Consider the following 1,026-nt stretch of genomic DNA (forward strand, 5'->3'; position numbering starts at 1 on the left):
GCGGTACGTGGAGCAGATTTGGTGGCACTGGCGGTTCGTTGGGCAACGTCGCTGAGTGCGGCCAGTCCGAGCGGCTGCGGAGGTCAGGCCCGAGCGAGAATGATCGCCGGCAACGGCGGGACGGCGTGACCTTTGCCAATGCCGAGCCGGTCACCGAGGAAGTGGTAGAAGGAAAGCCCCAACTTCTGGCACGTCTTCATCAAGCCGAGCATGACATCGCGCGCAACACGTCCATCCTCGCTCATCGTACCGCCGGAGATCTTCCGCTTCGTGACAAACGTTCGCAGGTCATTCTCCGATGCGTTGGTGTGCAACGGAATATCGGGATGTTCGAGGACCTTCAGCAGCTCATTCTTTCGTCGATGCAGCCGTTCGAGCAACTTGTCGAGAGCCTCATACCCGGTGCGCAGGGTAAAGATCCTGTCGAAACGTCGTCGGAACGCGGGAGCGGACTGAGGGTAAGGATTCTGCTTGTAGGCTTTCAACGCCTTGTAGAAGCGCCACACGAGATCGCGAACCATCGTAAGCATCCGCTCTTCCTTCGCGGTCGCCGGCATCAGCTTCTGCAGAAGGCGCTCGCCATGCACCCAGCACAGGGCGTGATTGCCCACTCGGAACTGGCCGGCGTCGTCGGACACGATCACCATGTTGCCCACCAGGCCATGATGGCGGATGGCGCCCCAGAGGCCGGCCTCGGCGAGCGTGCCAATCTCCTGCCGGTCAAAGATGTTGATACCCTTGTCGGCCAGATGCGCCAGGAATGGCACCTGATTGCAGAAGCGCTGCGGTTCAAGAGCGCGAAGTCCGGCAGTAACGGCCGCATCTGCACGGCGTTCTTTCAGGTATTCGAACGCGGCATCGTTCAGCACATAATCTTGGTAACCGCCGCGCAGTAGCGACAGGAAATTCAGGCGGGACTTCGATTTTGTGGTGCGAAAGACAGTAAAATTAGGGCCGCCGATGTGTGTGGCGTAACATGGATTATGGGAATGTCGGGCGCCGGTGTCGTCGACGGTGACATAAGAC

At 59.6% G+C, this 1,026-nt stretch carries 1 protein-coding gene; it reads right to left on the reverse strand.

What is annotated here, in order from left to right; translation table 11 throughout:
* Positions 1-83: 83 nt before the first annotated feature.
* Positions 84-1,026: IS66 family transposase (locus tag RGCCGE502_RS34330; RefSeq protein ID WP_016558835.1), on the reverse strand; the 943-nt coding region annotated here is incomplete at its 5' end.

It is taken from the genome of Rhizobium grahamii CCGE 502, from assembly GCF_000298315.2.
Taxonomy (GTDB): domain Bacteria; phylum Pseudomonadota; class Alphaproteobacteria; order Rhizobiales; family Rhizobiaceae; genus Rhizobium; species Rhizobium grahamii.